The sequence below is a fragment of the Chromobacterium sp. INPA-IVC genome, assembly GCF_059047085.1.
Genome location: NZ_JBTNLS010000009.1, coordinates 69,539 through 91,961, shown reverse-complemented (window position 1 = coordinate 91,961; position 22,423 = coordinate 69,539). Strand labels below are relative to the sequence as shown.

At 61.2% G+C, this 22,423-nt stretch carries 22 protein-coding genes and 5 tRNA genes; 18 read left to right on the top strand and 9 right to left on the bottom strand.

Annotated elements, in window-relative coordinates; all coding sequences use genetic code 11:
• Positions 1-107 precede the first annotated feature (107 nt).
• Positions 108-1,223, bottom strand: a complete 1,116-nt coding sequence (gene tgt / locus ACX17K_RS17750) for a tRNA guanosine(34) transglycosylase Tgt (RefSeq protein ID WP_081528127.1) — start codon at positions 1,221-1,223, stop codon at positions 108-110.
• Between the two features lie 136 nt (positions 1,224-1,359).
• On the opposite strand from tgt, the gene ACX17K_RS17745 reads away from it, so the two are divergent.
• From ACX17K_RS17745 to ACX17K_RS17685, 13 genes are all read left to right on the top strand, one after another.
• Positions 1,360-1,436 (top strand) — tRNA-Val (locus ACX17K_RS17745).
• Between the two features lie 181 nt (positions 1,437-1,617).
• Positions 1,618-3,519: a threonine--tRNA ligase gene (thrS, locus tag ACX17K_RS17740; protein WP_493775814.1), complete on the top strand. Its 1,902-nt coding sequence runs from the start codon at positions 1,618-1,620 to the stop codon at positions 3,517-3,519.
• Between the two features lie 33 nt (positions 3,520-3,552).
• Complete coding sequence (infC, locus tag ACX17K_RS17735; RefSeq protein ID WP_080509618.1) at positions 3,553-4,080, top strand: translation initiation factor IF-3; 528 nt, start codon at positions 3,553-3,555, stop codon at positions 4,078-4,080.
• A 153-nt stretch (positions 4,081-4,233) separates the two neighbouring features.
• Positions 4,234-4,431, top strand: a complete 198-nt coding sequence (gene rpmI / locus ACX17K_RS17730; RefSeq protein ID WP_011134904.1) for a 50S ribosomal protein L35 — start codon at positions 4,234-4,236, stop codon at positions 4,429-4,431.
• A 13-nt stretch (positions 4,432-4,444) separates the two neighbouring features.
• Positions 4,445-4,804 carry a 50S ribosomal protein L20 gene (gene rplT / locus ACX17K_RS17725; protein WP_021477050.1) on the top strand — a complete coding sequence of 120 codons (360 nt, stop codon included), beginning with the start codon at positions 4,445-4,447 and terminating at the stop codon, positions 4,802-4,804.
• Between the two features lie 140 nt (positions 4,805-4,944).
• Positions 4,945-5,931 carry a phenylalanine--tRNA ligase subunit alpha gene (gene pheS / locus ACX17K_RS17720; protein WP_493775813.1) on the top strand — a complete coding sequence of 329 codons (987 nt, stop codon included), beginning with the start codon at positions 4,945-4,947 and terminating at the stop codon, positions 5,929-5,931.
• 18 nt (positions 5,932-5,949) lie between these two features.
• Positions 5,950-8,307 carry a phenylalanine--tRNA ligase subunit beta gene (gene pheT, locus ACX17K_RS17715; protein ID WP_493775812.1) on the top strand — a complete coding sequence of 786 codons (2,358 nt, stop codon included), beginning with the start codon at positions 5,950-5,952 and terminating at the stop codon, positions 8,305-8,307.
• Positions 8,308-8,378: 71 nt separating this feature from the next.
• Entirely contained in the window at positions 8,379-8,681 is a 303-nt protein-coding gene (locus ACX17K_RS17710; protein ID WP_011134908.1) for an integration host factor subunit alpha, read from the top strand.
• Entirely contained in the window at positions 8,662-9,015 is a 354-nt protein-coding gene (locus ACX17K_RS17705) for a MerR family transcriptional regulator (RefSeq protein ID WP_021477053.1), read from the top strand. Before ACX17K_RS17710 ends, ACX17K_RS17705 begins: the two co-directional genes overlap by 20 nt.
• Positions 9,016-9,045: 30 nt before the next feature.
• Positions 9,046-9,122 (top strand) — tRNA-Pro (locus ACX17K_RS17700).
• Between the two features lie 218 nt (positions 9,123-9,340).
• Entirely contained in the window at positions 9,341-9,718 is a 378-nt protein-coding gene (locus ACX17K_RS17695) for a DUF1289 domain-containing protein (RefSeq protein WP_493775811.1), read from the top strand.
• Positions 9,619-10,374: a methyltransferase gene (locus tag ACX17K_RS17690; RefSeq protein ID WP_493775810.1), complete on the top strand. Its 756-nt coding sequence runs from the start codon at positions 9,619-9,621 to the stop codon at positions 10,372-10,374. The genes ACX17K_RS17695 and ACX17K_RS17690 overlap by 100 nt, the downstream gene beginning before the upstream one ends.
• 47 nt (positions 10,375-10,421) lie before the next feature.
• Positions 10,422-12,221 (top strand): methyl-accepting chemotaxis protein, encoded by a 1,800-nt coding sequence (locus tag ACX17K_RS17685; protein ID WP_493775809.1) that lies wholly within the window; start codon positions 10,422-10,424, stop codon positions 12,219-12,221.
• A gap of 50 nt (positions 12,222-12,271) precedes the next feature.
• On the opposite strand, the gene ACX17K_RS17680 is transcribed toward ACX17K_RS17685, so the two are convergent.
• From ACX17K_RS17680 to ACX17K_RS17655, 6 genes are all read right to left on the bottom strand, one after another.
• The gene (locus ACX17K_RS17680) at positions 12,272-12,841 is read right to left on the bottom strand and encodes a TMEM165/GDT1 family protein (protein WP_070981002.1); all 570 of its coding nucleotides are present in this window, start codon (positions 12,839-12,841) and stop codon (positions 12,272-12,274) included.
• A gap of 245 nt (positions 12,842-13,086) precedes the next feature.
• Positions 13,087-13,548 carry a large conductance mechanosensitive channel protein MscL gene (mscL, locus tag ACX17K_RS17675; RefSeq protein ID WP_011134914.1) on the bottom strand — a complete coding sequence of 154 codons (462 nt, stop codon included), beginning with the start codon at positions 13,546-13,548 and terminating at the stop codon, positions 13,087-13,089.
• A 59-nt stretch (positions 13,549-13,607) separates the two neighbouring features.
• Complete coding sequence (locus ACX17K_RS17670) at positions 13,608-14,465, bottom strand: DMT family transporter (protein WP_493775808.1); 858 nt, start codon at positions 14,463-14,465, stop codon at positions 13,608-13,610.
• Between the two features lie 82 nt (positions 14,466-14,547).
• Positions 14,548-14,623, bottom strand: a tRNA-Asn gene (locus tag ACX17K_RS17665).
• Positions 14,624-14,656: 33 nt separating this feature from the next.
• Positions 14,657-14,732: transfer RNA gene (locus tag ACX17K_RS17660), tRNA-Asn, on the bottom strand.
• Positions 14,733-14,765: 33 nt separating this feature from the next.
• Positions 14,766-14,841 (bottom strand) — tRNA-Asn (locus ACX17K_RS17655).
• Between the two features lie 211 nt (positions 14,842-15,052).
• On the opposite strand from ACX17K_RS17655, the gene ygfZ reads away from it, so the two are divergent.
• The 3 genes from ygfZ to ACX17K_RS17640 all read left to right on the top strand — a co-directional run bounded on the left by ygfZ (position 15,053) and on the right by ACX17K_RS17640 (position 18,375).
• Positions 15,053-16,087 carry a CAF17-like 4Fe-4S cluster assembly/insertion protein YgfZ gene (gene ygfZ / locus ACX17K_RS17650; protein WP_493775807.1) on the top strand — a complete coding sequence of 345 codons (1,035 nt, stop codon included), beginning with the start codon at positions 15,053-15,055 and terminating at the stop codon, positions 16,085-16,087.
• Positions 16,088-16,185: 98 nt separating this feature from the next.
• Positions 16,186-16,491, top strand: coding sequence for an H-NS histone family protein (locus ACX17K_RS17645; RefSeq protein WP_021477061.1), 306 nt, complete (start codon positions 16,186-16,188; stop codon positions 16,489-16,491).
• Positions 16,492-16,653: 162 nt separating this feature from the next.
• Complete coding sequence (locus tag ACX17K_RS17640; RefSeq protein WP_493775806.1) at positions 16,654-18,375, top strand: cyclic-di-GMP receptor FimW-related protein; 1,722 nt, start codon at positions 16,654-16,656, stop codon at positions 18,373-18,375.
• A gap of 58 nt (positions 18,376-18,433) precedes the next feature.
• Here ACX17K_RS17640 and ACX17K_RS17635 read toward each other — a convergent pair whose 3' ends face one another.
• Together ACX17K_RS17635 and ACX17K_RS17630 are read right to left on the bottom strand one after the other, a co-directional pair.
• Positions 18,434-19,570, bottom strand: coding sequence for a M14 family metallopeptidase (locus tag ACX17K_RS17635; protein WP_493775805.1), 1,137 nt, complete (start codon positions 19,568-19,570; stop codon positions 18,434-18,436).
• Positions 19,571-19,697: 127 nt separating this feature from the next.
• A complete protein-coding gene (locus ACX17K_RS17630; protein WP_493775804.1) occupies positions 19,698-20,249 on the bottom strand; it encodes a phasin family protein in 552 nt (183 codons plus the stop codon).
• Positions 20,250-20,437: 188 nt separating this feature from the next.
• Here ACX17K_RS17630 and phaR point away from each other — a divergent pair, with 188 nt between their 5' ends.
• Together phaR and ACX17K_RS17620 are read left to right on the top strand one after the other, a co-directional pair.
• The gene (gene phaR / locus ACX17K_RS17625; protein WP_021477065.1) at positions 20,438-20,998 is read left to right on the top strand and encodes a polyhydroxyalkanoate synthesis repressor PhaR; all 561 of its coding nucleotides are present in this window, start codon (positions 20,438-20,440) and stop codon (positions 20,996-20,998) included.
• A gap of 94 nt (positions 20,999-21,092) precedes the next feature.
• Entirely contained in the window at positions 21,093-22,385 is a 1,293-nt protein-coding gene (locus ACX17K_RS17620; RefSeq protein WP_493775803.1) for a class I SAM-dependent DNA methyltransferase, read from the top strand.
• Positions 22,386-22,423: the final 38 nt, after the last annotated feature.

Genomic DNA, 22,423 nt, shown 5'->3' with positions numbered 1-22,423 from the left:
AAGTTCGAACAGGGCATTGTAGCCATGCTCCATATCTTTTCCAACTATGGAGCGCGGCAAGGGCCTGGGACCGTCGGCGCGGGGCCGCGGTTTCCCGCCCGGCGCGCTTAGTTGACGCCGCGCGCGCGTTTGGCCGCGAACTCCAGGCGGAAGTCCTCGAAGCGGTCTTCCTCGATCGCCTTGCGCATCTCGCGCATCAGTTCCTGGTAGTAGAACAGATTGTGGATGGTGTTCAGCCGCGCGCCCAGGATTTCGCCGACGCGATGCAGGTGGTGCAGGTAGGCGCGGCTGAAGTTGCGGCAGGCGTAGCACGCGCATTCCTCGTCCAGCGGCTTCTTGTCATCCTTGTAGCGCGCGTTCTTGATCTTGACGTCGCCCCACTGGGTGAAGATCCAGCCGTTGCGCGCGTTACGGGTCGGCATCACGCAGTCGAACATGTCGACGCCGTTGGCCACGCCGTGCACCAGGTCTTCCGGCGTGCCGACGCCCATCAGGTAGTGCGGCTTCTCGGCCGGCAGCATGTCCTTCAGCTCGGTCAGCATCCGGTACATTTCCGGCTTGGGCTCGCCCACCGACAGGCCGCCGATGGCGATGCCGTCGAAACCGACCTGCATCAGGCCTTCCAGCGACTCCTGGCGCAAATCGGTATAAAGGTTGCCTTGCACGATGCCGAACAGCGCGTTCGGGTTTTTCAGGTCGTCGAAGGCGCGGCGCGAGCGTTCGGCCCAGCGCAGGCTCATCTGCAGCGATTTTTGCGCGGTGGCGTGGTCCACCTGGCCCGGCGTGCACTCGTCCAGCTGCATCACGATATCCGAATTGAGCACGGTCTGGATCTTCATCGAGATTTCAGGGCTCAGGAACAGCTTGTCGCCGTTGATCGGGCTCTGGAAGGTGCAGCCTTCCTCGGTCAGCTTGCGCATGTCGGACAGGCTGAACACCTGGAAGCCGCCGGAGTCGGTCAGGATGGGTTTGTCCCAGCCGATGAACTCGTGCAGGCCGCCGAACTGCTCGACGATCTCCAGGCCCGGGCGCAGCCACAGGTGGAAGGTGTTGCCCAGAATGATCTGCGCGCCGATGTCGTTCAGCTCGACCGGGCTCATCGCCTTGACCGAGCCGTAGGTGCCTACCGGCTGGAAGACCGGGGTCTCCACGGTGCCGTGGTTCAGCTCCAGCGTGCCGCGCCGCGCGCCGCCGGAGGTCTTGTGTACGGTAAACTTCAACATTATTCGAAGTATCGCTTCAGGGTTTGTTTAGCAAAATCAGTCCGCTAGTATACAGCAAGCGCGCGGCCTGCGTCGGTGTCGCAAAAAAGTGCTTGCCAAGATGGGGAGGCTCTTATAATATGCACACCTCGACGACAGGCACGTAGCTCAGTTGGTTAGAGCACCACCTTGACATGGTGGGGGTCGTTGGTTCGAATCCAATCGTGCCTACCAAATTAAATGCATGGAGTTACAAGTGAAAGTCTTGCGAACTACCACAACCCGACATACTCACGGAAGCTGAGCCTTGCGGGTTGTACCATGCGAAAAAGAAGTGCGGCTCAGGCCGCACTTTTTTTTTACCCTTTTGCTTTAGACTCGATCACAAAAACCTCTCGCCCTCGTTGGAGTTGACATGCCAGACATTCGCTTGCCGGACGGCTCGGTCCGTTCTTTCGACAAACCGGTAACGGTTCATGAAGTGGCCGCGTCCATCGGCGCCGGTCTGGCGCGCGCCGCGCTGGCGGGCCGCGTGGATGGTCAGCTGGTGGATACCAGCTACCTGATCGACCGCAACGCGGATCTGGCCATCGTTACCGACAAGGATGCCGACGGCCTGTCCATCATCCGCCACTCCACTGCCCACTTGCTGGCCTATGCCGTCAAGGAGCTGTTCCCGGAGGCGCAGGTGACCATCGGGCCGGAGATCGAGAACGGCTTCTACTACGACTTCGCTTACAAGCGCCCGTTCACGCCGGAAGATCTGGCGGCGATCGAGAAGAAGATGGCCGAGCTGGCGAAGAAGGATATCCCGGTCGAGCGCTACGAGCTGCCGCGCGACGAGGCCATCGCCTACTTCAAGAGCATCGGCGAGGCCTACAAGGCCGAGATCATTGAATCGATCCCGCAGGGCGAGGTGCTGAGCCTGTACCGCGAAGGCGAGTTCACCGACCTGTGCCGCGGCCCGCACGTGCCGTCCACCGGCAAGCTGAAGGTGTTCAAGCTGATGAAGGTGGCCGGCGCCTACTGGCGCGGCGACAGCAAGAATGAAATGCTGCAGCGCGTCTACGGCACCGCCTGGGCCAAGAAGGAAGACCTGGACGCCTACCTCTATATGCTGGAAGAGGCGGAAAAGCGCGACCACCGCAAGCTGGGCGTGCAGCTGGATCTGTTCCACCTGCAGGACGAGGCGCCGGGCATGGTGTTCTGGCATCCCAAGGGCTGGCAGCTGTGGCAGAGCGTCGAGCAATACATGCGCGACAAGCTGAACCGAGAAGGCTACAAGGAAATCCGCACCCCGATGATGATGGACGCCAATCTGTGGGAGCGTTCCGGCCACGCCGCGAACTACCGCGAGAACATGTTCATCACCGAATCGGAAAAGCGCGACTATGCGGTGAAGCCGATGAACTGCCCGGGCCATGTGCAAGTGTTCAACAGCGGTCTGCGTTCCTATCGCGACCTGCCGCTGCGCTATGCCGAGTTCGGCTCCTGCCACCGCAACGAGCCGTCCGGCGCGCTGCACGGCATCATGCGCGTGCGCGGCTTCGTGCAGGACGATGGCCACATCTTCTGTACCGAAGACCAGATCAACCAGGAAGCCAAGGATTTCCATCGCCTGGTGATGGAAGTGTACGACCGCTTCGGCTTCGACAAGGTGTCGATCAAGCTGGCCCTGCGTCCGGAAAAGCGCATCGGCGAAGAGTCTACCTGGGACAAGGCCGAGGAAGGCATGCGCGAAGCGCTGCGCGCCTGCGGCGTGGAGTGGGAAGAGCTGCCGGGCGAGGGCGCTTTCTACGGTCCTAAGATCGAATACCACATCAAGGACGCGCTGGGCCGCTCCTGGCAGTGCGGCACGCTGCAGCTCGATTTCATGCTGCCCGAGCGCCTGGATGCCGAGTATGTGGCGGATGACAACAGCCGCAAGCGCCCGGTCATGCTGCACCGCGCGGCGCTGGGATCGCTGGAGCGTTTCCTCGGGATTTTGATCGAAAACCATGCCGGCGCTTTCCCGCTGTGGCTGGCTCCGGTGCAGATGGTGGTGATGAATATCACCGAAGCGCAGGCGGATTATGCCGGCGAAGTGGCCAAATCTCTTGAGAAACAAGGCTTCCGCGTTGCGCTTGACTTGAGAAACGAGAAGATCGGCTATAAAATTCGCGAACACAGCCTGCAGAAGTTGCCGTATCAGATCGTGATCGGCGACAAGGAAAAGGCAGGCGGTTTGGTTGCCGTGCGCGCCCGGGGCGAAGATCTGGGCCAGCTCACGCTGGATGCGTTCATCGCGCGCCTCAAGGCTGAGATGCCTGGGGCCTGATCCAGCGGCGGCATACTTATCATTTATTAGGAGATTTCAGCTATAGCTCAGGAACGCGAAGCACGGATCAACGGCGAGATTACCGCTCGTGAGATCCGTCTGGTAGGTAAGGAAGGTGAGCAGATTGGCATCGTCAGTCTGCGTGAAGCGATGGCTCTGGCCGAAGAGGGCGATGTGGATCTGGTGGAGATTTCCCCGACCGCTCAGCCCCCGGTGTGCAAGCTGATGGACTACGGCAAGTACAAGTACGAGATGTCCAAGAAGCGTCACGAAGCCAAGCAGAAGCAGAAGCAGGTTCAGATCAAGGAAATCAAGTTCCGTCCGGGCACCGACGATGGCGACTACAACGTCAAGTTGCGCAACCTGGTCCGTTTCCTGACTGAAGGCGACAAGGCCAAGGTCACCCTGCGCTTCCGCGGTCGTGAGATGGCACACCAGGATATCGGCCTCGCGCTGCTCAAGCGCGTGGAAGCCGACCTGGCGGAAGTGGGCACTGTGGAACAGTTCCCGCGACTGGAAGGCCGTCAGATGGTCATGATGATTGCGCCGAAGAAGAAATAATCGGTATAATCATTTTTCGACACGGCAGAGTGCGCTCTGCCGTGTCGATTTTGTAGGTCGGCAACGATCTGCTCAAAAGCGTGACGCAGCGGTTTCAAGAGCCTTCGGGCCACCCTGTGTCTAATCTAAACAAAATTCAGCAGGAGCATTTCCATGCCGAAAATGAAGACCAAGTCGAGCGCGAAGAAGCGTCTCAAAGTACTGGGTGGCGGTGGTTTCAAGCGTGCACACGCCTTCAAGCGTCACATCCTGACCAAGAAGACCACCAAGAACAAGCGCCAATTGCGCGGCACCTCCATGGTGGACGCGACCAATGTGGCCTCTGTTCGCGCCATGATGCCCTACGCTTAAGGAGACCTGAAATATGCCACGCGTAAAACGCGGTGTAACCGCACGTGCTCGTCACAAGAAAATCCTCGCCCTGGCGAAAGGCTATCGCGGCCGCCGGAAGAACGTCTATCGCATCGCCAAACAGGCGGTGATGAAGGCGGGTCAATACGCCTACCGCGACCGTCGTCAGAAAAAGCGTCAGTTCCGTCAACTGTGGATTGCCCGTATCAACGCAGCTTCCCGTGAAAACGGCCTGCCGTACAGCAAGTTCATGAACGGCCTGAAGAAAGCCGCTATCGAAATCGACCGCAAGGTCCTGGCCGATCTGGCCGTGTTCGACAAGCCGGCTTTTGCGCAGATCGTCGAAAAGGCGAAAGCAAGCCTCGCTGCTTAATCGCCGGGACGGATCTGAAGGGAGGCAAGCATTTGCCTCCCTTTTTTTCTTCCGGCCGCCCTTTCCAGAGCGCTGATCAGAGCGGGTATGCTCAATGCCCGGTGTGATCAGCCTTCTATTCGCATACGGTGTGGGACACGATGAACAACGTTGACGCGATTCTCCAAGCAGGCCAGGCGGCAGTCGCCGCCGCGGCCGATCTGATCGAGCTCGAGCAGGTCAAGGCGCGCTTCCTTGGCAAGAGCGGCGAGCTGACCGAACTCCTCAAGCAGCTGGGCAAGCTGGCGCCGGAAGAGCGCAAGTCCGCCGGCGCTACCATCAACCAGGCCAAGCAGGCGTTCGAAGCCGCGCACAACGACAAGCGCGACCAGCTCAACGCCGCCAAGCTGGAAGCCCAGCTGGCCGCCGAGGCGCTGGACGTCACGCTGCCGGGCCGCGGCTCGGCCGGCGGCGGCCTGCATCCGGTGGCGCTGACGCTGGAGCGCATCGCCGGCCTGTTCCGCACCATGGGCTTCGAAGTGGCCGACGGCCCGGAAATCGAAAGCGATTTCTACAACTTCCAGGCGCTGAACATTCCGGAAAACCATCCGGCCCGCGCGATGCAGGACACCTTCTACGTTGAAAACGGCGACGTGCTGCGCACCCATACCAGCCCGATCCAGGCGCGCTTCATGGAAAGCCACCAGCCGCCGATCAAGATCGTCGCGCCGGGCCGCGTGTACCGCGTCGACTCCGATGCTACCCATTCGCCGATGTTCCACCAGATGGAAGGCCTGTGGGTGGACGAGGGCGTCTCCTTCGCCGATCTGAAGGCGGTGGTCACCGACTTCCTGCGCCGCTTTTTCGAGCGCGACGACCTGCAGGTGCGTTTCCGCCCGTCCTTCTTCCCGTTCACCGAGACTTCGGCTGAAATCGACGTGCTGGACGAGCAGGGTAAATGGTTGGAAGTGGGCGGTTGCGGCATGGTGCACCCGAAAGTGCTGAGCATCGCCAATATCGACCCGGAAAAGTACACCGGCTTCGCCTTCGGCATCGGCCTCGACCGTTTCGCCATGCTGCGCTACGGCGTCAACGATCTGCGCCTGTTCTTCGAGAACGATCTCAACTTCCTGAAGCAATTCAACTGATCGCGCACGGAGCCGACTATGCAATTTTCCGAACAATGGCTGAGAAGCTGGGTCAATCCGGCGCTGAACACCGAACAATTGTCCGACCTGCTGACCATGGCGGGCCTGGAAGTGGAAGAGACCGTCGCCGCGGCGCCGGCCTTCAGCGGCGTGGTGATCGCCGAGGTGAAGGAGTGCGTCAAGCATGAGAACGCCGACCGCCTGCGCGTGACCAAGGTCGACGTGGGCACTGGCGAATTGATCCAGATCGTCTGCGGCGCGCCCAATGTCGCCGTCGGCGTGCGCATTCCCTGCGCGCTGCCGGGCGCGGTGCTGCCCGGCGACTTCAAGATCAAGCCGACCAAGATGCGCGGCGTGGAATCCAACGGCATGCTGTGCTCCGGCAAGGAGCTGGGCGTGCCGGAAGACGTCGACGGCCTGATGCTGCTGCCGGCCGACGCGCCGATCGGCCAGAGCATCCGCGATTACCTGGGCCTGGACGACCAGCTGTTCACGCTGAAGATCACTCCCAACCGCGCCGACAGCCTGTCGATCCGCGGCATCGCCCGCGAAGTGGCGGCGCTGACCGGCGCCGCGCTCGCGCCGGTGGCCATCGAGCCGGTGGCGCCGTCCATCGACGATACCCGCCCGGTCAAGATCGAGTCCCGCGAGGCTTGCGGCCGCTACCTGGGCCGCGTGGTCAAGGGCGTCGACGCCGCCGCGGCGACGCCGGCCTGGATGCGCCAGCGCCTGGAGCGTTCCGGCCTGCGCTCGATCTCCGCGATCGTCGACATCACCAACTACATCCTGCTGGAGCAGGGCCAGCCGATGCACGCTTTCGATCTGGCCAAGATCGAAGGCGGCATCGCCGTGCGCCAGGCGCGCGCCGGCGAGAGCCTGTTGTGCCTGAACGAAAAGACTGTCGAGCTGCAGGCCAAGCACTTGGTGATCGCTGACGATGCCAAACCGCTGGCGATGGGTGGGATCATGGGCGGCGAGCACAGCGGCGTCACCACCGCAAGCCGCGACATCTTCCTGGAATCCGCGTTCTTCGCGCCGGAAGCGATCGCCGGCAAGGCGCGCGAGCTGGGCTTCGGCTCCGATTCGTCCTACCGCTACGAGCGCGGCGTCGATTTCGCGCTGCAGCGCGAAGCGATTGAACGCGCCACCCGCCTGGTGCTGGACATCTGCGGCGGCGAAGCCGGCCCGGTGGTCGAGGAAGTGGCCGAGCTGCCGAAGCGCCAATCCGTCAAGCTGCGCGTGGCGCGCGTGGCCAAGGTGCTGGGCGTGGCGCTGTCCTCCGAGCAAATCGGCGACATTCTGTCCCGTCTGAGCCTGTCCTACACGCTGGCCGATGAAGTCTTCACCGTGCAGGCGCCGTCGTTCCGCTTCGATATCGAGATCGAGGAAGACCTGATCGAGGAAGTGGCGCGCGTCTATGGCTATAACGCCATCCCGGCCGACGCGCCGCGTTCCGGCATGCGCATGCTGGCGCAGCCGGAAGAGAAGCGGCCGGTGGATCAGCTGCGCCACCTGCTGGCTAGCCGCGATTACCAGGAAGTGGTCAGCTACGCTTTCGTCGATGAGCGCTGGGAGCGCGATTTCGCCGGCAACGACAACGCGATCCGCCTGCAGAACCCGATTGCCAGCCAGATGAGCGTGATGCGTTCGACGCTGATCGGCGGCCTGGTCGACGTGCTGGCCGGCAACATCAACCGCAAGCAGCCGCGCGTGCGGCTGTTCGAAGTGGCGCGCGTGTTCCTGCGCGGCGCGGACGGTTTCGACCAGCCGGAACGAGTGGCCGGTCTGGCCTGGGGTCCGCGTCTGTCCGAGCAATGGGGCGCCAAGGCCGAGCGCGTTGATTTCTTCGATGCCAAGGCCGATGTCGAAGCCTTGCTGCATCCGATCAAGGCCGAGTACCGCAAGGCGGCCCACCCGGCCTTCCATCCCGGCCGCTGCGCCGAGGTGCTGGTGGATGGCAAGGCGGTCGGCGTGATCGGCGAGCTGCATCCGCAGTGGGTGCAGGCCTATGATCTGGTCAACGCCCCCGTGCTGTTCGAGCTGGATCTGGCGGCGGCTATCGCGCGCAGCCGCATCAAGGCGCAGCCAGTCAGCAAGTTCCAGCCGGTGCGCCGCGATCTGGCGCTGCTGGTGGACGAGGCGGTGACTGTGGCGCAGCTGCTGTCCGCGTTCGATGCCAAGCGCGCTGAAATCGTCACCGATATCGCCTTGTTCGACGTTTATCGCGGCAAGGGCGTCGCCGAAGGCAAGAAGAGTCTGGCCTTTAGCGTGCTGATGCAGGACAATAGCCGAACCCTGACCGACGAGGATGTGGAGCCGGCGATGCAGGCCCTGCTGGACGCGGTGTCGGAACTGGGCGCGCAACTGCGCGTGTGATCAAGATGTGGGCGGGCGGATCCCAGTGGGTCCGCCCGTCGATTGTGGTTTAGAAGTTTGAGGGGAATGTCATGACTTTGACGAAGGCTGAACTGGCCGATTTGCTGTTTGACCAGGTTGGTCTGAACAAACGCGAAGCCAAGGACATGGTCGAGTCGTTTTTCGAAGAGATCCGGCTGGCGCTGGAGTCTGGGGATTCGGTTAAGCTGTCCGGTTTCGGCAACTTCCAGTTGCGCGACAAGCCGCAGCGTCCGGGCCGCAATCCCAAGACCGGGGAAGAGATTCCCATCACCGCCCGCCGTGTGGTAACGTTCCACGCAAGCCAGAAACTCAAGGGAATGGTTGAGCAATACCATGCTAACAAGCAAGGCTGATCTGCCGTCGATTCCGTCCAAGCGTTACTTCACCATCAGCGAAGTCGGCGAACTCGCTGGGGTGAAGCCGCATGTGCTGCGTTATTGGGAGCAGGAGTTTTCCCAGTTGCGCCAGGTGAAACGGCGCGGCAATCGCCGTTATTACCAGCATCACGAGGTTTTGCTGGTGCGCCGCATTCGCGAATTGCTGTACGACGACGGCTTCACCATTCAGGGCGCTCGCCAGCGGCTGGGAATGGGCGATGATAGCGAACGCCCGGTTACCGCGCAGGAAGTGCGCGCCGAATTGGAATCCATCCTTGAATGGTTGGATTCGGGTATTGGCAAAAAATAATAAATCAGTTACACTGTGTTTCTCTTGAGTCGGGGTGTAGCGCAGCCTGGTAGCGCACCTGCATGGGGTGCAGGGGGTCGGAAGTTCGAATCTTCTCACCCCGACCAATAAGACCTAAAGTTGTATCAAACTGAAACGCCAGCGCAAGCTGGCTTTTTTGTTTTCATCTCCCGACTTCTATTCGCATCACGATTTTATTTCTCCTTCCTATTATCGGTTTTATCCGATGCCAGTTTGTCCTTCTGTTGCTGATATACTCGTTTGGGTTTTATCGCGAATCGATAAACCGTTTTCAAGTCATTGTTTTTCCTAGCCGAGCATTCGAATGAGCGTTACCCGTCCCGATTCCCCTTGTGTCGCCCTGTGCTCCACCGCTTTGGGCGACAATGTTTGCCGCGGCTGCGCGCGCACTTTCGCCGAAGTGGGCCAGTGGTGCTTCATGTCCGCCGAGGAGAGGGAGGCGGTATGGCTGCGCTTGCCGGCGCGGATGCGTTTACTGCAACTGGCGGCAGCCTGCGGCGCGCTGCTGGAGCTGGATGAAATCGACGGCGTAGAGTGGGGGCGCTTGCCAGCAGGCGGGCATTACCGGCTGGACGAAGCGGGTTGGCTGCGCTGGCGCGACGCCGCATCTGCGGGCGAAGACGCATGCGATTGCGCGGGCCTGTCGCTGGAGCGGGCGGCGGCATGGCTGCGGGAGAGGTGAATCGAAAGGACGATATGGCGGACAGTTCCAAGGCGGATTTCTGGGAGCAGCGTTACCGTGAAGGCGTGATGCCATGGGAAGGCGGGCGGTTGCCGCCGTCCGCGCGCGAGTTTTTCGCCGCGCAGCCGCCGTGGCGGGTGTTGATGCCCGGTTGCGGCAGCGCGGCGGACATGCCGCCCTTGCTGGGCATGGGGCATGAGGTGCTGGCGGTGGATTTCAGCGAGGCCGCGATCGAGCTGGCGGCCAGGCAGTGGCCGGAGGCGGCTGGCCGATTATTGCTCGCCGATTTTTTTCTGCAAGAATTGCCCGTTTTCGACTGCGTGTTCGAGCGGGCTTTTTTGTGCGCCTTGCCTGTCGGCATGCGCAGGCAATATGCTGAACGGGTTTCCGCGCTGATTCGTCCCGGCGGGGCGCTGGCCGGCGTGTTTTTCGTCGCCGACACTGAGCGGGGGCCGCCGTTCGGCATTGATGCCGAGTCCCTGGCGGATCTGTTGTCGCCGTGGTTCAGGCTGGAAGCGGATGAGGCGCTGGGGCCGAGCGTCGCGGTTTTCCGCGACAGCGAGCGCTGGATGGTATGGCGCCGGCGTGGATTTGATGTGGATCAAGTTTCCGGGCGAGAATCGGCTGGCAATTGCGGCGCGCATCGGAAAAAATAACGTCCTAATAAAAAATAGCGGCGGCACAGCCGGCAAGAGGAGAGCAAATGGAGTGGTTTTGGCGCTTGTACACGTTTTCGGAAAAAACGTTCTGGAACACGCTTGGCAAGAAATTGTGCAGTTTTTTCTTCATCAGCCTGTTCCAGCTGCTGATGGTGGCCTACAGCTACCACGCCTTGTCCGACATTCGCGACAGCCTGCGCGGCGCTGGGGTGTCGCCGCAGATCATGGCGGGGGTCGAGGCGAGCATAGACAGCGCGCTTTACTGGACGCTGGGGCTGTGGGCGTTGAGCTTCGTTTTCATCGCTTTCATGGTCTGGTATCTGCGCTACCTGATCGTACGGCCGCTGCGCATGATCATTCAGATCTTCAACGAGATCGGCGCCGGCGCCGGCGATCTGTCGCGCGAGATTCCCACCATCACCTATGACGAGATCCGCGAGTTGTCGCTGTCTTACAACCGCTTCTTGCTGAAGATGCGGGAAATCATCAGCAAGGTGAGGCTGATGACGGTGCGCATCGCGATGGATTCCGCGGTGACGCGGCGCAACGTCACCGAATCTCTGGGCAGCGCCCGCCAGCAAGACGACCTGGCCAAGCAGGTGAGGCAGGCTAGCGATGATTCGACGCGCGGCGCGGGGCTGGTCACCGAGCAGACGGAGGCCATCTCCACCACCACCGCCGAGAACCTGAAAGTGGCGCGCGACTCTTACCAGGAGCTGCGCCTGGTGACGGATAGCATTCACGACATCAGCCGCAAGGTCGGCCATTTCAACCACACGGTGGAGGATCTGAGCCAGCGTTCGGCCAGCATCAAGACCATTGTCGATCTGATCAAGGACGTGTCCGAACAAACCAATCTGCTGGCGTTGAATGCCGCCATCGAGGCGGCGCGCGCCGGCGAGAGCGGCCGAGGCTTCGCGGTGGTGGCGGATGAGGTGCGCAAGCTGGCGGAGCGGGTGAAAACCGCCACAGACGAGATTTCGCACAATATCGACGGCATGCTGGGCCTGGTGGCGAATACCCAGCAGGAAACCGAGGCCATCACCGCCGATACCAATCAGGCGCGCGACGTGATCTCGCGCGCGTCCGAGCATTTCAGCAAAATGATGGGCGATTTCGAAGCGACGTCCAGCGGTCTGAGCCAGATCGCTTCGACCATGCATGGTTTCGCCGACAGCAACCAGCAGGTGAATCTGAATGTGGCTGAAATCCACCAGCTGGGGCAACTGGTGAGCGGCCGTCTGGGGCAGACGGAAAAGGCGGCGACCGAGCTGACGGTGGCGGCGGAGCAGGTGCAGGAACTGGTTTCCAAGTTCGTCATCGGCGACGGCGCTTTCGATCAGGCGGTGAATCGGGCGCGAGGCGTCCGCGATCAAGTGCAGGGATTGTTGCAGCAAACGCAGCAGAGCGGCCTGGATCTGTTCGATCAGCGTTACCAGCAGATTGCCGGCACCGCGCCGGCGAAATACCGCACCGCCTACGACGCCAAGCTGGAAAAGCTGTTGCAGCCGATGCTGGACGGGGTGGTGGGACAGATTCCGGGCGGCAAGTTCTGCGTGGCGGTGGATGGCAACGGCTACGCGCCGACCCATAACAGCTGGTACAGCAAGCCGCCTAGCGGCGATCCGGCCAAGGATTTGGTCGAGAGCCGCGACAAGCGCATCTTCAACGACGCCGCCGGCTTGCGCGCGGCGCGCAATGTGCAGCCCTTCCTGTTGCAGACTTACAGCCGAGATACCGGAGAAGTGTTGTCCGAAGTGGTGCTGCCGCTGGAGCTGCGCGGCCGGCATTGGGGCGCCTTGCGGGTGGGCTTCGATCCGCACGCCTTGCTGACGCAGGAGTGAGGGCTGGATGAAGAAAGGGAGGCCTCGGCCTCCCTTTTTCGTGTCCGCGATTACAGCGACAGCGGCGTCATCAGCGTGGCGATGCCTAGGCCGATGAACAGCGCGGCGGCGATGGCGTGCATCAGTTTCTGCGGCAGTTTTTTCGCCGCCACCTCGCCCAGCAGCACCGCCGGCACGTTGGCGATCATCATGCCCAGCGTAGTGCCGGCCACCACCATATAGAGCTGTTCGGGAAAGCGAGCCGACAGCGCCACGGTGGCGATCTGGGTTTTGTCGCCCATCTCGGCGATGAAGAAGGCGATCACGGTGGTGCCGAAAATGCCGAAGCGTTCGCGCAGCGCGTCGGTTTCATCCAGCTTGTCGGGTATCAGCATCCATACCGCCATGGCGACGAAGGACAGGCCCAGGCCCCAGCGCATGAGGTCGGGCCCGACCTGGCTCATCAGCCATTGGCCGACGGCGGCGGCGGCGAAATGATTGACCAGCGTCGACACGAAAATGCCGAGGATGATGGGAACGGGCTTCTTGAAGCGGGAGGCGAGCAGCAGGGCCAGCAATTGGGTCTTGTCGCCGATCTCGGCCAAGGCCACCACGCCGGTGGAAATCATGAAGGCTTGCATGGGAACTCCAGGGGCCGCGGACACGCCATGACAAGCCTGCGCCGCGGCCCCGCTGTGCGCAAACATGTCATGGGTCTTGCCAAACGGAAGATCGTCGCAGCGGCCATGGCGAATGCCAAGTATGTTGACCGGTGCCGGCGCTGTCGCGCGCCGAGGCTACTCCCCCAGAACGGAAGCGATTGTAGGGGAATCATTCGGCGCGAGCAAGCGCGGCGCCGATTTCGACGCCGCGGCCGACAGCGTTTCTAGTCAAGCTGGGAGGTGCAGCAGGGGCAGCGGGTGGCCTTTTCCGGGATGGCGGACAGGCAGTAGCGGCATTCCTTGGTGGCGGGCGCGGCAGGGGCGGGCGCGGCTTCTTCGCGTTTCAGCCGATTGATGGCCTTGACCAGCATGAAGATGGCGAAGGCGACGATGGTGAAGCTGACCAGCGCGTTGATGAACAGGCCCAGGTTCAGCGTGGTGGCGCCGGCTTGCTTGGCTGCGGCGACCGAGACATAGGGGCCGGCCTGCTTGGCGCCGTCCTTCAGCACGAAGAACAGGTTGGAGAAGTCGACATTGCCTATCAGCAGGCCGATGGGGGGCATGATCACATCGTCCACCAGCGACTTGACGATGGAGCCGAATGCGCCGCCGATGACGACGCCGACGGCGAGATCGATCACATTGCCCTTGACGGCGAATTCCTTGAATTCCTTCAGAACAGACATGGCTTTTCCTTTTATTTGATAGTGATTATTTTAACTGTTAGTGCATGTTTTGGGCAAAGCTACTGGGTCTGGACCTGCGGCGCCCGCCGGTCCGGCAGGGTGCCCAGCAGCGCGCCGCCCAGGATGAGGAGGATGGCGACGGTGGCCAGAGGGTTGAGTTCGCCTTGGCCGCTGGCGGTGAGCAGCAGCGTGGACAGCAGCGGGGTGGCGTAGGAGAGCGAGCCTATCTGCCGGGGATCGCCAAGCCTGAGCGCTCGCTCCCACAGGAAGAAAGCGCCGCCCATCGGGCCCAGGCCAAGCAGGACCAACGTCGCCCATTGCGCGGCGTTGGGTTGGGCGGCGGGCTCGAACAGCGCATGGCACAGCAGGGATAGCAGGCTGGATGCCAGGCAGAAGCCGCCCATCGCGCTGCCGGAAAAGGCTGGCAGGCGGCCGAGAAGCAGGCTGAAGGTCGACCAGACCACGGCGGCGGAGATCGCCAGCAGGTAGCCCGGCAGGTACTGCTGAGACAGCGCGAGCTTGCCGCCGGTGACGATCAGTCCGGCGCCGATGAAGCCTAGAATGCCGCCGATGATGTGGCGGCGCATCAATCGGGTGCCGGGGCGCAGCAGCGGCGACAGCATCACGATCAGCAGCGGCCACAGGTAGTTGAGCAGGTTGGCTTCAAGCGCGGGCGCCAGCCGGAAGGCGAAAAACAGCAGGAAGTGGTAGCCGAACAGACCGTAGATGCCGGCCAGCAGGGTCAGCGGCGGAACTTTCCAATCGCGGACGCGGTGAATGGACAGCAGGCTGCCGACGCACAGGCTGACGCCGACGACGAGAAAGGGCGGCAGACTTCGGGTCAGCGCGCCCAGCGTGGCCAAAGAGGCCCACAGCAGGATGGCGCCGATGGCGAGCGGTATCGGTTTGTTCAACATCGTTTCTCCGGTGGATGGAGACGATTGTAAAAGGGAAACGCGAAACGAAAAAGCCGCAGCGTGAGCTGCGGCTTATGTATTCTGGCTCCCCGAGCAGGGCTCGAACCTGCGACCTGCGGATTAACAGTCCGTCGCTCTACCAACTGAGCTATCAGGGAACAAAACTTTGAATTGGGTGCCGTGAGGCGGTGTGGCTCCCCGAGCAGGGCTCGAACCTGCGACCTGCGGATTAACAGTCCGTCGCTCTACCAACTGAGCTATCAGGGAACAAATGCACTCGAATTTGAGCCACAGAAGCGGTGGCTCCCCGAGCAGGGCTCGAACCTGCGACCTGCGGATTAACAGTCCGTCGCTCTACCAACTGAGCTATCAGGGAATTGAGTGAGGGCGAACTATATACGGAGCCCGTCGGCCTTGTCAATGCCTGCCGCGGTAAAAAATACGGCGGCGGATGGGCGGGCTGGGAGAGGGTATCTTAGGTGTTTGTTATGCAATGATATTTCATTGGTCATGCCGGAGGCCGCTGGCGATGGGATGGTCGTTGGCGGTAAGATCGGCTATCGAAATCAATGCGGAGTCGACAGAACATGAATGCATTTTGGGATGAATGGTTGAGACAAAAGGGCGTGGTTCGCAGCGAAAATGGCCAGGCGCCGTTGGCGTCCCATCTGGAGCAGGTGGCAGCCGTGGAAAACGGTTCGATATTGGCTCCGCTGGAAAACTTCGTGTTGATCCGGGTGGAGGGCGAGGATGCCGCCGCGTTTTTGCAGGGGCAGTTGTCGAATGATATTCGCGATGTGACGCCGGGCAGCGCGCAGTACAGCACCTATTCCACCGCGAAGGGGCGCATGCTGGCGAGTTTTCTGATCTGGCAGCATGAAGGCGCTTATTGCCTGATGGTTTCCGCGGATATCGCCGAAGCCGTTGCCAAAAGACTCGCCATGTTTGTGTTGCGTTCCAAGGTGAAGGTGACGCTGGATCGAGATTGGTCGTTATTGGGGATGTCCGGCATTTTGGCCAGGGAGGCGTTGCAAAAACATTTCCCTAGCTTGGGCTCGCTGGGAAAATTGCAGGTGGAAGCGCGATCTGAAGCCGCTTTGGTGGTCTTGCCGAATGGCGGCTATCTGCTGGCGCTGAAAGATGATAGCGGACTCGGGGAGGATATCGCTGGCACGGAAGGCTTGCTGCCGGTGCTGACGCAAGCATGGGCATTGCGGGATATTCAGGCTGGAATCGCCTGGGTGGCGCAGGCGACGCAGGAACAGTTTGTGCCGCAAATGGCGAATATGGAATTGATTGGCGCGGTCAACTTCAAGAAGGGGTGCTACCCGGGCCAGGAAATCGTCGCGCGAAGCCAGTATCTGGGCAAGATGAAGCGCAGAATGTTCATGGTGTCATTTGATACCGTCTTGCCGGTTGGGGCCAAGCTTTATAGTCCGCAATTGCCGGATCAGTCTATAGGCATGCTGGCGGCGGTATGTCAGTTGAACGATTCCGCTTATCTGGGCTTGGCCGTGGCGCAATCGCAGACGTGGGAGGCTGGCATATTTGCCGATGAAGAACATACTATTGCGCTGCGTCGGCTGGAATTGCCGTATGCAATCGAATCCGTGACAGAATAATGGGTAATCCATTTTCTTTTTAATCCTTGACTTGCGCCATTTCGATTAGCTACATTACATCCTGTAAATCGCTAAACCAATAATCAAGGGAACATGTCATGGATCTGTCCAAGCTGGAATTCACCGCGCTGGTCGCACTGAAGGCTGACGTAGAAAACGAAATCAAGCGTCGCGAAGTGGAAGAAAAGTCCAAGGCCAAAAAGCAGATTATCGAACTGGCCCGCGCCTATGGCTTGAGCGTGGAAGACGTGTTGAGCAAGGCCGTCGCAGTGCGCAAGCCGGTGGAAGCCAAGTATCGCCACCCCAGCGACAGCAACCTGACGTGGACTGGCCGTGGCCGCAAGCCGGCTTGGGTGCAAGCCTGGATCGACAGCGGCAAGAAACTGGAAGCCCTGGCTATCTAAGCTTGGATTCATATAAAGAAAGCGCCGACTCGGCGCTTTTTTTTTCTACTCGTCTTTCTTGCCCGGCAGCGGCGAGCATCGCTGCTTGCTATAAATAGTGATGGCAGCCTGCGTAGGCGGAACATTGCTTGGCGCGGGGTCTAAACGATACTGGACAAGAGCATGCTGGATTTCTTCGCAAGGGGATCCAAGGGCAAGCAAGATCCCTTGGCCAACGCATCGTCGGCGAAAGCCTATGCGGAAAAACTGAAACAAGAGTTCGGCGCCGGGGCGCACGACAAGGTGACCGAATTGCTGGCGGGTTTGAACTCGCCTTCTTTGGAGCTGTCCGCGGATCAGTTGGAAGCGGTGCTGGTTTTGAATGAGGAGACGCAGCCGCTGCACGATACGCTATGCGTGCAATATCTGATGAATGCCCGCATGCCCAAGGTGCTGGAAGCGCAGTTGCGCGCGCAGATCCTGAATTATGGCAAGCAGTTTACCGATTTTTACCAATATGCATTGCCAGTCCAGCCTGATAATTCTAATGGCGTAAAGGTGCAGGAGCATTTGCCGCTGGTTCTGGCGCGAATGTCCTATTACCTTACTGAATATGCTAAATGGCAGTATGTAAGAAACTATCAGCCAGATGAAGTATTTTGGCTGAATGTGAATCAGCTATACCGCTTTGCCGAGCAGCGCGGCTGGGATAGCCGGCCGGTATTCCTGTTTGGCGAGAAAAACGCCGCAACCACGGCGCAGGATCAGTATCTGGCGCTGCATATGATGTCGGTGCTCAGTAATGGCAATCTCAATGCCAGGCAGATTAATTTCTCCTATGAGCTGCTGGCCTTGCTCAGCAACCGGATAACCATCAGTCAATCGTATTTCGCCGATGCCAGCTTTTGCGTATCCCTGGCCGATCCCAAGCCTGCCGCGCGGGTGAAGGGGGAGGGCGGAGAATGGATGCGTTACTGGAATACGGCGGAGCTGGTGGAGATTCTGCATGGTTGGGCGATCATGATGGAAGGGGGGCGCATTCCCCCCGAATTGAAACGCCTGATCGAGCCAGGCATTGACGCTTCCTTGTTGCGCACCCTGACTCGGGAGTGGGCGGCCAAGCCGGTGCTGTTCGAGCGCGCGGAGCGGGTGGCGGTCAGCGACCGGCAGGTGGAGGTTGCGCATCGCCTGCATCTGCTGCACAAGCTGATCCGCAGGCCGGACGAAGAGCAGATGCAGAGTCAGCGCGGCGTGGACAAGGACAGCTACGAGGATGCCGCCAATATCCGCATCTATGGCTTCGTCACTAGCCGCAAGCGGGACAAGACGCTGTCGCCGTTGCCCGCCACCAGTTCGCTGTCGTTGTCCGGAGAGACCGCGGAAGCGGCGCTGCCCCAGGATTTTCAGCGCTGGTCGCTGGAGAACGTCAGCCAGACGGGTTTGGGCGTGTCGCTGGATGTGATGGGGAACGAGTGGGTCAGCCTGGGCAGCCTGATCGGCTTTCGCGAGCCTGAGCAGGAGGGCTGGAGCCTGGGCATCATTCGCCGGGTCAAGCGCACAGGCCGGGAGCGCATCTATCTCGGGGTGGAAACGCTCAGCACGCGGCCATTGGCGGCGTCGCTGCGACCGACTGATACCCGCCTGATCGATCCCACGCTGCCTCCGGACCAAGTCTGGCTGGCCGGCCACATCAGCCTGTTCATGCCATACCGGCGCGCGGGCAAGGTGGTCAACGCGTTGATTTTGCCCTTGTCGCTGTACATGCTGGGCAAGCAGTTTTACATGACTGCCAGGGGCAAGCATTTTCAGATCGCGCTGGGCAAGGTGCTGGAAAAGGGCAGCGATTGGTGCATGGCCGAGGTGGAGCTGGTGAAGACGCTGGACAAGCTGCCCGTGGCGATGTGAGCGGGACAAAGCATGAAAAAAGCCGGCGATTGCCGGCTTTTTTCATGCCGAAAGCGGCTTACTCGCCGCGGGCAAGATCATTGAGCACCGCGTAGATCGGGCTGAGCGCGGACTCGCCCAGTCGCAGGCTGCGTTGGCCGTTCCAGCCGAAATCGTCATCGGGCAGGTTATGGTTGTCCTTGAACGGCATTTCCAGCGTGAAGGCTAGGCAACCGAACTGTTCGCATACCCAGTTGGTGGCGATGCTCATATTGGCTTTGCCGGCCTCGTTGCGCGGGTAGCCGTGCTCGGTCTGGAAATCGGGGCTGGCCAGCAGGAAGTGATGGCGGAAGCTGTCCGCGAGTGTTTCCAGCTGGGCATTCCACGACGGCACGCCTTCGGTGCCGGCCAGGAACACATAGGGGATGTTCTCGTCGCCGTGGATGTCGAGGAACAGGTCGACGCCGGTTTCCAGCATCTTTTGGCGCACCGCCAGCACTTCCGGGCTGGTTTCCGCGCTGGGGTTCGCCCATTCGCGGTTCAGGTTGGCGCCGGCGGCGTTGGTGCGCAGATTGCCCAGCACCGAGCCATCCGGGTTCATGTTGGGGACCACGTAGAAGGTGGCGCGGTCCAGCAGCGCGCGGCTGGTCGGGTCCTGAGGATCGAGCAGGCGGTTGAGGAAGCCCTCGACGAACCATTCGGCCATGGTCTCGCCAGGATGCTGGCGCGCGGTGATCCAGATCTTCAGGTCCGACTCCACCTCGTGGCCGATGGTCAGCAGGTTCATGTCGCGGCCCTGCACGGTGGAGCCGAGGTCGGATACCTGGCACAGGCCGGAACCCTGGGCCTGGCCGATCAGGTTCAGGTGCTGGTCGTAGGTGTAGGGCTCGAAGTAGGCGTAGTAGATGCTGCCCGACAGCGGAACGTGCTCGATCACCATCACGCCGTCTTCATAATGGGTGGGCACGCGGAACCAGTTGACGCGGTCGTAGGAGGCCATGGCCTGGTAGTCTACCCAGCCTTGCGGGTACGCGCACTCGGCAGCGTTGAGGAAGCGGAAGGTGCAGTGTTGATAGGCAGCACCTTGCACGCGGAAGTAGAACCACTGCGCGAAGTCGGCCGCGTTGTCGCGGCGAATGCGCAGTTGGATGTCTTCAAGGCTGTCGGCGGAGACGATCTCGATGCTGCCGGCGTCGAAGTTGCTGCTGATTTTCATGCGGGGGAACCTGTCGTGCTTGCTCAATCTGGTAAAACGGGATTGTACCGCCGCAGCGTGGCGCGCGCATCCGTTAATGCGAAAACCCCGCCGTGAAGGCGGGGTTGCGGCGACGGGCGCGGGCCTCTCAGACAGTGGCGCGCTTGGCGGAGTTTTTCACCGCGTCCGCGGTGGCGCTGGTGGCGGCCTTGACGCTGCTGTCGGTGAACTCGGCCACTTGCTGGGCTGCCTTGCTGAAGGTGTTGACTGCGGCGGCGGCGGCGGCCACCGAGGTTTTCACCGCGTTCAGCGTGGCGTCGGAGCCGGCGGGCGCGTTCTTGGCCACGGATTCGATCGAGCTGATCAACGATTTGTTGAACAGGCCGACGCTTTCCTCAACCAGCTTGCTCAGCTCGCTTTGCGCGCCGGAGACCACTTCGTACAGATTGCGCGAATGGTTGACGAGCTTGTCGATGGACTGGGTGGCCAGTTTGTTCAGGTGGTTGATCGCTTCCTGGGAGTCCTTGAACTCGGTCAGTTGCCTGGCGGCCTTGGTGTGGTCCTCCAGCGACTGTTTGGACGCTTCCAGTTGCAGTTTGACCAGGCGTTCCGTGCTGTCCAGAGTGATCTGGGCGAAGCGCAGCGTGGACTCGAGACCGGTCAGCGAGAGCTTGTTCAGCTGTTCGTTGTTGTAGGACATGGTGTAAAACCTCCATTGCGTGGAAAATGGGGTCCGACTGTGTTCCGTTGAAGTGGTATTGTGCGCCGCACAATGACGCGTAAATGTAGCACAAGGGGCAGAGGGGTGGTAGAAGATTTGCTCTAGTTTGTTGTATTTATGTTAGATTGCCAGCGCACAACACCACGAAGATAAACCAGGAGCGATAAATGAGTGTTGAGAAACGGGTCATCAAGAAGTACCCGAACCGCCGTCTGTACGATACCGCCACGAGTTCCTACATCACCTTGGGTGATGTCAAGCAGCTGGTTCTGGACAATGTCGACATCCAAGTGGTGGACGCCAAGACTCAGGAAGACATCACCCGCAGCGTGCTGCTGCAGATCATTCTGGAAGAGGAAAACGGCGGCATGCCGATGTTCAGCTATGAGGTGCTGACTCAGTTCATCCGCTACTACGGTCAGGCGATGCAGGGCATGATGGGACCTTTCCTGGAGAAGAACCTCCAGCTGTTTTCGCAGCTGCAGCAAAAAATGCAGGAGCAGACCCGCGCGATGTACGGCGACAATGCGATGCTGAATACCACCATGTGGGGCGAGTTCATGAAGCTGCAGGGTCCTGCCATCCAGAACATGATGGCCAACTACATGGAGCAGAGCACCGGCATGTTCCTGGAGATGCAAAACCGCATGCAGGAGCAGACCAAGCAGCTGTTCGGCGGATTCGGTTTTCCGGGCTATCCGGGCTCGGAGGACAAGGACAAATCCTGAGCGGCGAAAGCCGGCAGGGATCATGCAGGGCCGGGGACGGAAACGCCCCGGCCTTGTTTTTTTGCCTGTGTTTTGACGGCCGGGGAAAGCGAACATGACGGTTGAAGACGAGCGCCTGCGGCGAGCGCAGCGGCTGCACCTGTCCGGCGACGCGGAGGCGGCGGAATCCGCCTACCGCGATCTGCTGGACGACGAGGCTCAGGGCGCCGCCGCCGGGCATTGGCTGGGCTTCCTGCTGATGCAGCGGGACCGCGTGGATGAAGCGCTGCCCTTGCTGGAGCGGGCGGTGGCGTCGGATGGCGGCCATGCCGAGTGGCATTTCAATCTGGGGCTGGCGCGCGCGCGGATGGGGCTGGACCAAGAGGCGGTGAGCGCATTGAGCAAAGCCGTCCGGCTCGACCCGGCCCGCTATTTTTACTGGACCAATCTGGGCGCGCAGCTGATGCGGGCCGGCCGGGATGCCGAGGCCGAGCAGGCGTTGTGCCATGCGGTGTCGCTGAACCAGCATTGCCCGGACGCCTTCCATCTGCTGACCGGCATGCTGCTGCGGCTGGGGCGCCACGGCGAGGCCCGGCGTTGTAATGCCTTGGGCGTGCTGGCCGAGCCGCCCGGGGCGATGGCGCCGATCGCGGTGGGACAGGCCTTGTGCGAGCTGGGGCGGCATGAGGAGGCGAGAGCGCTGGCTCAGGATTGGCTGCGGGAGCGGGGCGACAGCCCGGTGGCCCGGCACATGCTGGCGGCGTTCGGCGGGGGAGAGGCGCCGGCCGCCTGCGACGCCGAATACGTCGGCAGCGCCTTCGACGCCGCGGCGGCCAGCTTCGATCAGGATCTGGCGCGCCTGCGTTATCAGGGTCCGCAGTGGACGGCGGCTTGCCTGTCCCGGCTGGGCATCGCGGCGCATTCGTTGCCCGCGTTGGACCTGGGGTGCGGCACCGGCCTGGTCGGCGAGGCGGTCAGACCTTACGCCAGTCGGCTCGATGGCGTGGACCTGAGCGCCGGCATGCTGGAGCGGGCCAGCGCCAAGGGAATATACGACAGCTTGGACGAGCTGGAGCTGCGTGACTTTCTCCGGGCGGCCGGCAGCACTTACCAGCTGATCGTCTGCATGGACACGTTGCCTTATCTGGGCGAGCTGGACGAGCTGTTCACCCTGCTGGCGGCGCGGGCGATGCCTGGCTGCTTGCTGCTGTTCTGCACCGAAAGCCTGGACGACGGCGAGGCCGGCGATTTCCGGTTGCATCACAGCGGCCGCTACCGCCACCATGTCCGTTATCTGGACCGCTTGCTGCAACAAGGTTGGGAAGTGCTGGAAAGAACGCGGATGCCGGTCAGGGACGAGTCCGGCTGCCCGGTGTGGGGCGACTTCGCCTGCGCGCGAAAACGCTAGGCGTTACGATTGATTCGAAACAAATCATGATGGTATTT

What these genes read in the sequence shown, in the direction of transcription:
- ACX17K_RS17670 (WP_493775808.1), bottom strand. Translation starts at nt 14,465, where the DNA reads ATGTTGAACAAACCGATACCGCTCGCCATCGGCGCCATCCTGCTGTGG.
- rplT (WP_021477050.1), top strand. Translation starts at nt 4,445, where the DNA reads ATGCCACGCGTAAAACGCGGTGTAACCGCACGTGCTCGTCACAAGAAA.
- ACX17K_RS17705 (WP_021477053.1), top strand. Translation starts at nt 8,662, where the DNA reads ATGCTAACAAGCAAGGCTGATCTGCCGTCGATTCCGTCCAAGCGTTAC.
- ACX17K_RS17645 (WP_021477061.1), top strand. Translation starts at nt 16,186, where the DNA reads ATGGATCTGTCCAAGCTGGAATTCACCGCGCTGGTCGCACTGAAGGCT.
- rpmI (WP_011134904.1), top strand. Translation starts at nt 4,234, where the DNA reads ATGCCGAAAATGAAGACCAAGTCGAGCGCGAAGAAGCGTCTCAAAGTA.
- ACX17K_RS17680 (WP_070981002.1), bottom strand. Translation starts at nt 12,841, where the DNA reads ATGCAAGCCTTCATGATTTCCACCGGCGTGGTGGCCTTGGCCGAGATC.
- ACX17K_RS17710 (WP_011134908.1), top strand. Translation starts at nt 8,379, where the DNA reads ATGACTTTGACGAAGGCTGAACTGGCCGATTTGCTGTTTGACCAGGTT.
- phaR (WP_021477065.1), top strand. Translation starts at nt 20,438, where the DNA reads ATGAGTGTTGAGAAACGGGTCATCAAGAAGTACCCGAACCGCCGTCTG.
- pheT (WP_493775812.1), top strand. Translation starts at nt 5,950, where the DNA reads ATGCAATTTTCCGAACAATGGCTGAGAAGCTGGGTCAATCCGGCGCTG.
- mscL (WP_011134914.1), bottom strand. Translation starts at nt 13,548, where the DNA reads ATGTCTGTTCTGAAGGAATTCAAGGAATTCGCCGTCAAGGGCAATGTG.
- ACX17K_RS17635 (WP_493775805.1), bottom strand. Translation starts at nt 19,570, where the DNA reads ATGAAAATCAGCAGCAACTTCGACGCCGGCAGCATCGAGATCGTCTCC.
- pheS (WP_493775813.1), top strand. Translation starts at nt 4,945, where the DNA reads ATGAACAACGTTGACGCGATTCTCCAAGCAGGCCAGGCGGCAGTCGCC.
- ygfZ (WP_493775807.1), top strand. Translation starts at nt 15,053, where the DNA reads ATGAATGCATTTTGGGATGAATGGTTGAGACAAAAGGGCGTGGTTCGC.
- ACX17K_RS17640 (WP_493775806.1), top strand. Translation starts at nt 16,654, where the DNA reads ATGCTGGATTTCTTCGCAAGGGGATCCAAGGGCAAGCAAGATCCCTTG.
- ACX17K_RS17695 (WP_493775811.1), top strand. Translation starts at nt 9,341, where the DNA reads ATGAGCGTTACCCGTCCCGATTCCCCTTGTGTCGCCCTGTGCTCCACC.
- tgt (WP_081528127.1), bottom strand. Translation starts at nt 1,223, where the DNA reads ATGTTGAAGTTTACCGTACACAAGACCTCCGGCGGCGCGCGGCGCGGC.
- ACX17K_RS17620 (WP_493775803.1), top strand. Translation starts at nt 21,093, where the DNA reads ATGACGGTTGAAGACGAGCGCCTGCGGCGAGCGCAGCGGCTGCACCTG.
- thrS (WP_493775814.1), top strand. Translation starts at nt 1,618, where the DNA reads ATGCCAGACATTCGCTTGCCGGACGGCTCGGTCCGTTCTTTCGACAAA.
- ACX17K_RS17685 (WP_493775809.1), top strand. Translation starts at nt 10,422, where the DNA reads ATGGAGTGGTTTTGGCGCTTGTACACGTTTTCGGAAAAAACGTTCTGG.
- ACX17K_RS17630 (WP_493775804.1), bottom strand. Translation starts at nt 20,249, where the DNA reads ATGTCCTACAACAACGAACAGCTGAACAAGCTCTCGCTGACCGGTCTC.